The 8409-nt window shown below is 68.1% G+C and carries 9 protein-coding genes; 6 read left to right on the top strand and 3 right to left on the bottom strand.

What is annotated here, in order from left to right; all coding sequences use genetic code 11:
• The first annotated feature begins 420 nt into the window (after window positions 1-420).
• The 5 genes from mihF (at window position 421) to metK (ending at window position 4260) form a co-directional block, all read left to right on the top strand.
• On the top strand, window positions 421-744 hold the full coding sequence (gene mihF, locus V4U86_RS15125; RefSeq protein ID WP_067811067.1) for an integration host factor, actinobacterial type: 324 nt from the start codon (window positions 421-423) through the stop codon (window positions 742-744).
• A 10-nt stretch (window positions 745-754) separates the two neighbouring features.
• Window positions 755-1333 (top strand): guanylate kinase, encoded by a 579-nt coding sequence (gmk, locus tag V4U86_RS15120; protein ID WP_395306793.1) that lies wholly within the window; start codon window positions 755-757, stop codon window positions 1331-1333.
• Window positions 1334-1398: 65 nt separating this feature from the next.
• Complete coding sequence (gene rpoZ, locus V4U86_RS15115) at window positions 1399-1692, top strand: DNA-directed RNA polymerase subunit omega (RefSeq protein ID WP_087022889.1); 294 nt, start codon at window positions 1399-1401, stop codon at window positions 1690-1692.
• A gap of 18 nt (window positions 1693-1710) precedes the next feature.
• Window positions 1711-2952 (top strand): bifunctional phosphopantothenoylcysteine decarboxylase/phosphopantothenate--cysteine ligase CoaBC, encoded by a 1242-nt coding sequence (coaBC, locus tag V4U86_RS15110; RefSeq protein WP_395306792.1) that lies wholly within the window; start codon window positions 1711-1713, stop codon window positions 2950-2952.
• Window positions 2953-3051: 99 nt separating this feature from the next.
• On the top strand, window positions 3052-4260 hold the full coding sequence (gene metK / locus V4U86_RS15105) for a methionine adenosyltransferase (RefSeq protein WP_395306791.1): 1209 nt from the start codon (window positions 3052-3054) through the stop codon (window positions 4258-4260).
• An 18-nt stretch (window positions 4261-4278) separates the two neighbouring features.
• On the opposite strand, the gene V4U86_RS15100 is transcribed toward metK, so the two are convergent.
• From V4U86_RS15100 to V4U86_RS15090, 3 genes are read right to left on the bottom strand one after another with little or no spacing between them, the layout of a single operon-like run.
• On the bottom strand, window positions 4279-5751 hold the full coding sequence (locus tag V4U86_RS15100; RefSeq protein WP_395306790.1) for a flavin-containing monooxygenase: 1473 nt from the start codon (window positions 5749-5751) through the stop codon (window positions 4279-4281).
• 10 nt (window positions 5752-5761) lie between these two features.
• Window positions 5762-6724, bottom strand: coding sequence for an alpha/beta hydrolase (locus tag V4U86_RS15095; RefSeq protein ID WP_395306789.1), 963 nt, complete (start codon window positions 6722-6724; stop codon window positions 5762-5764).
• Window positions 6725-6729: 5 nt separating this feature from the next.
• The gene (locus tag V4U86_RS15090) at window positions 6730-7695 is read right to left on the bottom strand and encodes an alpha/beta hydrolase (RefSeq protein WP_395306788.1); all 966 of its coding nucleotides are present in this window, start codon (window positions 7693-7695) and stop codon (window positions 6730-6732) included.
• Between V4U86_RS15090 and V4U86_RS15085 the strand changes: the two genes are divergently transcribed.
• On the top strand, window positions 7694-8401 hold the full coding sequence (locus V4U86_RS15085; protein WP_395306787.1) for a lysoplasmalogenase: 708 nt from the start codon (window positions 7694-7696) through the stop codon (window positions 8399-8401). The two genes, V4U86_RS15090 and V4U86_RS15085, sit on opposite strands and share 2 nt — an antisense overlap.
• Window positions 8402-8409: the final 8 nt, after the last annotated feature.

Genomic DNA, 8409 nt, shown 5'->3' with positions numbered 1-8409 from the left:
TCCGCAGATCATACGCCCGGTTTCGGGGTGTTTGTTTAGGTTTGCTATGCGTCGAACGTGACGGGTGTCTCGGCGGTCGCCGACACGCCCGACACGCCATGACCAGCGAAAATTTCTCATTCCAGTGCCAGGAATCGCGATCCAGCGAACTGACGGCGGTTGCGCGGAAACCCCCGACGATCGGCATACCGGCTGAAAACCCTTGCTGTGCAGGCAGATCAGCGGAATGCGTGGTGGCAAACACGCGCGGAGCCGGAAAATCGGCACGGTGCGCTCACGCCGTACACGCTGGACTTTTGACCCGGAAACGCGGGGGTGGGGTTAGCTTTCGTCAGGTTGCGTGGGTACGGTCGTCGTCGCTGGCTGGTTACGTGATCCAGCCGTGATGAAACAACAGATGGCGAGAGACGGAGGAACCCCGTGGCCCTTCCCCAGTTGACCGACGAACAGCGCGCGGCAGCGTTGGAGAAGGCTGCTGCCGCACGTCGAGCGCGAGCCGAGCTCAAAGATCGGCTGAAGCGCGGCGGCACCAACCTCAAGCAGGTTCTCAAGGACGCCGAGACCGATGAGGTCTTGGGCAAGATGAAGGTCTCCGCACTGCTGGAGGCACTGCCCAAGGTCGGCAAGGTCAAGGCTCAGGAGATCATGACCGAACTGGAGATCGCTCCGACCCGCCGCCTGCGCGGCCTCGGCGATCGCCAGCGCAAGGCGCTGCTGGAGAAGTTCGACTTCACCAGCGACTAATCACAACCAATTGAATACTGGTGGTGGGCCGGACAAGGCTGCGGTCGTAGTCCTGTCCGGCCCTTCCGCTGTCGGGAAGTCCACGGTCGTGCGCTGTCTGCGCGACCGGATTCCCGACCTGCATTTCAGCGTGTCGGTCACGACACGTGCGCCGCGACCCGGTGAGGTCGACGGCGTGGACTACACGTTCGTCTCGGCCGACGAGTTCCAGCGTCTGATCGACGACGGAGAACTCCTCGAATGGGCCGAGATCCACGGCGGCCTGCAACGGTCGGGTACCCCGGCCGCGCCGATCCGCGCGGCCACCGCGGCCGGCGTCCCGGTGTTGATCGAGGTCGATCTGGCCGGCGCCCGCGCCGTGAAGGCCGCGATGCCCGAGGTGACGACGGTCTTTCTCGCACCGCCCAGCTGGGAGGTGCTGGAGGAACGGCTGGTCGGGCGCGGGACCGAAAGTCCCGAGGTCCAGGCTCGGCGGTTGAGCACCGCACGTGAGGAACTGGCCGCCCAGGGCGACTTCGATGTGGTGGTTGTCAACACGCAATTGGAGTCCGCGTGCGCGGAATTGGTATCCTTGCTGGTGGCCCATTAGTCGGGTTGCCTCAATCGCACCAACTGCATCGTCTTTAACACCGAAAACTTTTTACAGCCGGGAGAATCTTCGTGAGCACGCCTGTCGAGAACATCGACGCCGCCAACGCCTACGACACGCCGCTGGGTATCACCAACCCGCCCATCGACGAACTGCTCGACCGTGCGTCGAGCAAGTACGCGCTGGTGATCTACGCAGCCAAGCGTGCGCGCCAGATCAACGACTACTACAACCAGCTCGGCGACGGCATCCTGGAGTACGTCGGCCCGTTGGTCGAGCCGGGCCTGCAGGAGAAGCCCCTCTCGATCGCGATGCGCGAGATCCACTCCGATCTGCTCGAGCACTCCGAGGGCGAGTAACAGCCAGGGGCTGCCGAAATGACCGACCGTAAACGGATCGTCGTCGGCGTCGCAGGCGGAATTGCCGCCTATAAGGCGTGCACCGTCGTCCGGCAGCTCACGGAAGCGGGCCACGAGGTCAGGGTGATCCCGACCGAGTCGGCGCTGAAGTTCGTCGGTGCCGCGACATTCGAGGCGCTGTCCAGTCAGCCGGTGCACACCGGCGTGTTCGAATCCGTGCACGAGGTCCCACATGTCCGGATCGGCCAGCAGGCCGACCTGGTGGTGGTGGCCCCGGCGACCGCGGACCTGCTGGCCCGGGCAGTCGCCGGCCGCGCCGACGACCTGCTGACCGGCACCCTGTTGACCGCCCGCTGTCCGGTGCTGTTCGCGCCGGCGATGCACACCGAGATGTGGTTCCACCCGGCCACCGTCGACAATGTGGCCACCCTGCGCCGCCGGGGCGCGGTGGTGCTCGAGCCCGCGTCCGGGCGGCTCACCGGTGCGGACACCGGCCCGGGCCGACTGCCCGAGGCCGAGGAGATCACCACGCTGGCGGGGCTGCTGCTGGAGCGTCCGGACGCCCTGCCGTACGACCTGTCCGGGGTGAAGGCGCTGGTGACCGCCGGCGGGACCCGCGAGCCGCTGGACCCGGTGCGCTTCATCGGGAACCGCAGTTCGGGCAAGCAGGGCTACGCGGTGGCCCGGGTGATGGCCCAGCGCGGCGCCGAGGTCACCCTGGTCGCCGGGAACACCTCGGGCCTGATCGATCCGGCCGGGGTGAACGTGGTGCACATCGGTTCGGCCACCCAGCTCAAGGACGCCGTGTCCAAGCTCGCGCCCGAGGCGAACGTCCTGGTGATGGCGGCGGCCGTGGCGGACTTCCGGCCCGCACAGGTCGCCACGGCGAAGATCAAGAAGGGCGCCGACGACAACGGGGCGCCGTCCATCGATCTCGTCCGAAATGACGATGTGCTGGCCGGCGCCGTCCGCGCCCGGGCCGAGGGCCAACTGCCCAATATGCGCACTATCGTCGGATTCGCGGCCGAGACGGGCGATGCGAACGGCGATGTGTTGTTCCATGCGCGGGCCAAGCTCAAGCGCAAGGGCTGTGAAATGCTGGTGGTCAACGCGGTCGGTGAGGGCAAGGCCTTCGAGGTCGATCACAACGACGGCTGGATGCTGACCGCAGACGGAACCGAAACCGCATTGGAGCACGGTTCGAAGACTTTGATGGCCAGCCGTATCGTGGACGCGATCGGGGCGCTGCTGAACGGGTGAAACTCACTGCGGGTAACGGTTGCGCCGATCGGCTTTACAAGGTTGGCTGCCAGTGAGCAAGATTAAGCTTTGCCTATCTAACTACTTGGAGGATGTCACGTGAGCACAGGTCGGCTGTTTACCAGCGAGTCGGTGACCGAAGGACACCCCGACAAGATCTGTGACGCCATCAGCGATTCGATCCTCGACTCCTTGCTGGCCGCCGATCCCAAGTCGCGTGTCGCGGTCGAGACCGCCGTCACGACCGGCCAGGTCCACGTCATCGGCGAGGTCACCACGTCGGCCAAGGAAGCCTTCGCCGACATCAACGACACCGTGCGCAAGCGCATCCTGGAGATCGGCTACGACTCCTCGGACAAGGGCTTCGACGGCGAGACCGCCGGCGTCAACATCGGTATCGGCCGCCAGTCGCCCGATATCGCCCAGGGCGTGGACACCGCCCACGAGACCCGCGTCGAGGGCGCGGGCGACCCGCTGGACCTGCAGGGCGCCGGCGACCAGGGCCTGATGTTCGGGTACGCCATCAAGGACACCCCGGAACTGATGCCGCTGCCGATCGCGCTGGCCCACCGGCTGGCCCGCCGGCTCACCGAGGTGCGCAAGAACGGTGTGCTGGACTACCTGCGCCCGGACGGCAAGACCCAGGTCACCGTGCAGTACGACGGCACCACGCCGGTGCGGCTGGACACCGTCGTGCTGTCCACCCAGCACGCGGCCGGTATCGACCTGGACGGCACCCTGACCCCGGACATCCGGGAGAAGGTCGTCAACACCGTGCTGGCCGACCTGAACCACGACACCATGGACACCTCCGACTTCCGGCTGCTGGTCAACCCGACCGGCAAGTTCGTGCTCGGTGGTCCGATGGGTGACGCCGGCCTGACCGGCCGCAAGATCATCGTCGACACCTACGGTGGCTGGGCCCGCCACGGCGGCGGCGCCTTCTCCGGCAAGGATCCGTCGAAGGTGGACCGCTCGGCCGCGTACGCGATGCGCTGGGTGGCCAAGAACGTCGTCGCCGCCGGCCTGGCCGAGCGGGTCGAGGTGCAGGTCGCCTATGCGATCGGCAAGGCCGCCCCGGTGGGCCTGTTCGTCGAGACGTTCGGCTCCGAGACCGTCGACCCGGCCCGGATCGAGAAGGCCATCACCGCGGTGTTCGATCTGCGCCCCGGCGCCATCGTGCGCGATCTGGATCTGCTGCGCCCGATCTACGCACCGACCGCCGCGTACGGCCACTTCGGCCGGACCGACATCGAGCTGCCCTGGGAGCAGACCAACAAGGTCGAGGAACTCAAGGCCTCCGTCTAGCATTCGCGTCTTGTCACGCTAGGACGTGAACGCGTAGTCGTCGAGCGGGAAGCTGCGGCTGCGCCAGTACGCCTCGGGGGTGCTGGCCGGCCGCAGTGGCACATCGCCGTTCTTGTCGAAGTAGTAACTGTTGGCCGACGCGCAGCTGTCCTGCCAGAAGATCTGGCGGTGCCGTTTGCGCATCATCTCGGCGAAGTAGCGGGCGTTGGCCTCGGGCCGTACCTCGACCCGGACCGCGCCGGTGCGCTCGGCCTGCCGCAGGCAGCGCACGATGTGGTGGGTCTGCGTCTCGATCAACGCGAAGTACGACGAGCCGACGTACCCGTACGGGCCGCAGACGTTGAAGAAGTTCGGGAAACCCGGCACGCTGACACCCTCGTACGCCTGCATCCGGTTGTCGGTCCAGAACTCGGCCAGTGACCGGCCGCCCGGGCCGATCAATCCGAAGCTGCCGGAGTCCACGTCCATCACCTTGAAACCCGTTGCCAGTACCAGCACGTCGACCTCGTGGGCGATCCCGTCGTCGGTGACCACCCCGGTCGGGGTGATCCGATCGATCGGTTCGGTGACGAGGGCGACGTTGTCTCTGTTGAAGGTGCTCAGATAGGTGTTGTGGAACGCCGGGCGCTTGCAGCCGACCGCATAGCGCGGAGTGAGCTTCTCCCGAAGCGCCGGATCGGACACCTCGCGACGCAGATAGGACAAGCCCATCCGCTCGGCGCCGCCGGACAGCGGGAACACGCCGTGGTACTGCGCGGCCAGCGGGAAGGTGACCTCGACGTAGGCCTGGCTCAGCAGGCGCTGAGCGGTGCTGCCGAACGGCAGACGCATCGCCCAGCGCGCCGGAGCCGAGAGCGGCACGTCGAACTTCGGGAAACACCAGATCGGGGTGCGCTGAAAAACGGTGAGGTGCGCGACCTTCGGCGCGATCTCGGGAATGAGCTGCACCGCCGACGCGCCGGTACCGATCACCGCGACGCGTTTCCCGGACAGGTCGGCCCCGTGGTCCCAGCGGGCGGTGTGCAAGGTGGTGCCGGCGAAGGTGTCGACCCCGTCGATGTCGGGCAATTTCGGCACGTTGAGCACCCCGGCGGCGTTGATCAGGTGCCGCGCGGTGCACTCGCCGGCCGAGGTCTCAAGGCGCCAGAGATCGGCCGCGTCGTCGAACACCGCCCCGGTCACCTCGGTGCCGAACCGGATCCGCGATCCGATCCCATACTTCGCGACGCAGTGATCGGCGTAGGCCTTGAGTTCGCGGCCCGGCGCGTAGGTGCGCGACCAGTGCGGGCTCTGCTCGAACGAGAACTGGTAGGAGAACGACGGAATGTCCACGGCGACACCGGGATAGGTGTTCCAGTACCAGGTCCCGCCGGCCTCGGCACCCGCCTCGATGATCAGGTAGTCACCGAGCCCGGCCCGGTTCAGAGCGATGGCGGCGCCGATCCCGGAGAACCCGGCCCCGATGATCACGGTGTGGAATTCCGGCGTCATGACGCGATCCTCAGGGATGCAGCGCGGCACGCAGTGCGGCGATCCCGCGTTCGGTGGCCTCGGTTGCGGCCGGCGAGGCTAGCGCCAGGCTGACGTACCCGTGCACCATCGTCGGCTCAAGACTGTGCTGCACCGCAACACCTGCCGCGCTGAGCAATTCGGCGTATCGACCGCCGTCGTCACGCAGCGGGTCGTGCTCGGCGGTGCCGATGAAGGCCGGCGGCAGCCCGCTCAGCGACTCGGCGTTGGCGGGGGCCACATCGGTGGGCAGCGACGCCGGGTCGCTCAGATCCATGCCGGGCAGATACCAGGTCAGAAAGGCCTCGGTGACGTCCTGGTTGAGAATGTAGGCGTCGGCGTTCTCGACGAAGGACGGCGCCTTGGTATCACCGACCGCGACCGGGTACCACAGCAGCTGGAACACCAGCGGTGGGCCGCCCGCGTCCCGGGCCCGCAGTGCCATCACCGCCGACAGGTTCCCGCCCGCCGAATCCCCGGCCACCGCAATGCGAGTCGGGTCGCCGCCGAGCTCGCCGGCATGCTCACCCACCCAGCGCAGCGCCGCCCAGGCATCCTCCACGCCCGCCGGGTAGGGATGCTCGGGGGCGAGCCGGTAGTCCACCGACACCACGATCGCCTCGGCGCCCACCGAGTGGGCGCGGGCCACGTGGTCATGGGTGTCCAGGTCGCCCACCGCCCATCCACCGCCGTGGTAGAAAACGACGACGGGCAGATTGTCGTGCTGCTCGACCGGCGGCCAGTAGATCCGCACCGGGATGTCGTCGAGATCGCCGTACCCGACGGTGCGTTCCTCGATCCTCAGTTGCGGCAGCATCTCCGGCGGCGGTTTCACCGCACGCAGTTTCTCCCGGGCCACGTCGACACCGTCGGCGATGGTGAACTCCAGCGGCACCGCGTCCAGCAGGGCCTTGAGATTCGGGTCTACGTCGGGCCGGGGGGTCGAGGCGGTCATGAACCTCAGGCTAACGCGCCCCGCAGCGCGGCAAGGGCGAGATCGATCGCCTCGGTCGCTGCCGGCACCACGCCGTGGTAGCCCAGATAGCCGTGTACCAGGGTCTGTGCGTTGTGCAACTGCGCCGGCACCCCGGCCGCGGCCAGCAGTTCGGCATAGCGGACGCCGTCGTCACGCAGGGGGTCGTGGCCGGCCACCGCGATGTAGGCGGGCGCCAGGCCGCTCAGTGACCCGGCGCGGGCGGGTACCAGCGTGGCCGGCGGATCGCTCAGGTCGATCCCGGCCGCGTAGAGCTTCGAGAAGGCGCCCACCGCACCGCGGCCGAGGATCGGCGCATCGGCGTTCTCGGTGAACGACGGCAGGCTGGTATCCCAGGTGGTGGCCGGGTACCAGAGCAACTGCAGGCGCAGCGCGATCCCGGCGTCGCGGGCGAGCAGGGCCACCGCGGCGGCCAGATTGCCGCCTGCGGAATCCCCGGCGACCGCGATCCGGCCCGGGTCGGCGCCCAGTTCGTCGGCGTGCGCGGCGACCCACTGCGTCACCGCCCAGACGTCGTCGACGGCGGCGGGGTACGGATGTTCGGGAGCCAGCCGGTAGTCCACCGACACCACCACCGCCCCGGCCCCGACGGCGTGCTCGCGCGCGGTCCCGTCGTAGGTGTCCAGGTCGCCGACGACCCAGCCGCCGCCGTGGAAGAACAGGACCACCGGCGGGCAGGAGCGAAGCGACCCGGGAGTTGAATCAGGCGGGCGGGAGTCTGAAACGTCGGGCCAGTAGATCCGCACCGGGACGCCATCGATGGTGCGGTCCTCGGTGCGCAGGTCCGGGTGCACCTCACGGCGCGGCAGTGCGGCGAAGCGGGCCCGCGCCTCGTCCGGACCGCCGTCCATGGTCAATTGGAACGGCACCGCCTCCAGTACCTTTTCCAGAATGGCGTCCAAGGCGGGTCTGTCGGTACCGGATTCAGGCATGGCTTCACCGTACGCAGCCCGTTGGGTCCGGTCGTTCTGGGTCCTGGCGGTGTTGTGCGGACTGGCCTACGGGATCTTCCTGATCACGGTCGCGCTGCGGGTCCCGTCCGGTGCGGAACTGACCGGGCAGTTCCCGCTGCAACCCGCGGTGAAGGCGGCCGCGGCGGTGCTGCTGGCGCTGGCCGCCCTGCGACATCCCGAGGCCCGGGAACGGCGCTGGCTGGTCGCCGCGCTGATCGGCTCGGCCGCCGGTGACTACCTGCTCGCCATGCCGTGGTGGGAGCCGTCCTTCGTGCTCGGGCTGGCCTCGTTCCTGGTTGCGCACCTGTGTTTCCTGGCGGCCCTCGTCCCGCTGGTGCGCCGACAACCGTCCCGGCTGGCGGCCGGGGCCGTCGTGGTGGCCGCCTGTGTGGTGCTGCTGGTGTTGTTCTGGCCGGCGTTGTTGGAGCAGGGCATGGCGCTGCCGGTGGCCGTCTACATGGGCGTCCTCGTCGCAATGGTGTGTGCCGCGCTGCTGGCCGCGCTGCCGACACTGTGGACTGCACTGGGCGCGCTGTGTTTCGCGGTCTCGGACTCGATGATCGGGATCAGCAAGTTCATGCTGGCCCCCGAGAACGCCGAGGCGTTGGCGATCCCCATCTGGTGGACCTACGCGGCGTCGCTGATGCTGATCACCGCGGGGCTCTTCTTCGGAAGGGACCGGTGACCCAGACC

This window comes from Mycobacterium sp. AMU20-3851 (assembly GCF_043974665.1).
In the GTDB taxonomy this organism is placed as follows: Bacteria; Actinomycetota; Actinomycetes; order Mycobacteriales; family Mycobacteriaceae; genus Mycobacterium.
This window is presented reverse-complemented; position numbering and strand designations above follow the sequence as displayed.

Bases quoted from the DNA above. Each gene is read 5' to 3' on its own strand.
- V4U86_RS15095 (WP_395306789.1), bottom strand. From the start codon at position 6,724: ATGACCGCCTCGACCCCCCGGCCCGACGTAGACCCGAATCTCAAGGCC.
- V4U86_RS15100 (WP_395306790.1), bottom strand. From the start codon at position 5,751: ATGACGCCGGAATTCCACACCGTGATCATCGGGGCCGGGTTCTCCGGG.
- V4U86_RS15090 (WP_395306788.1), bottom strand. From the start codon at position 7,695: ATGCCTGAATCCGGTACCGACAGACCCGCCTTGGACGCCATTCTGGAA.
- V4U86_RS15085 (WP_395306787.1), top strand. From the start codon at position 7,694: ATGGCTTCACCGTACGCAGCCCGTTGGGTCCGGTCGTTCTGGGTCCTG.
- coaBC (WP_395306792.1), top strand. From the start codon at position 1,711: ATGACCGACCGTAAACGGATCGTCGTCGGCGTCGCAGGCGGAATTGCC.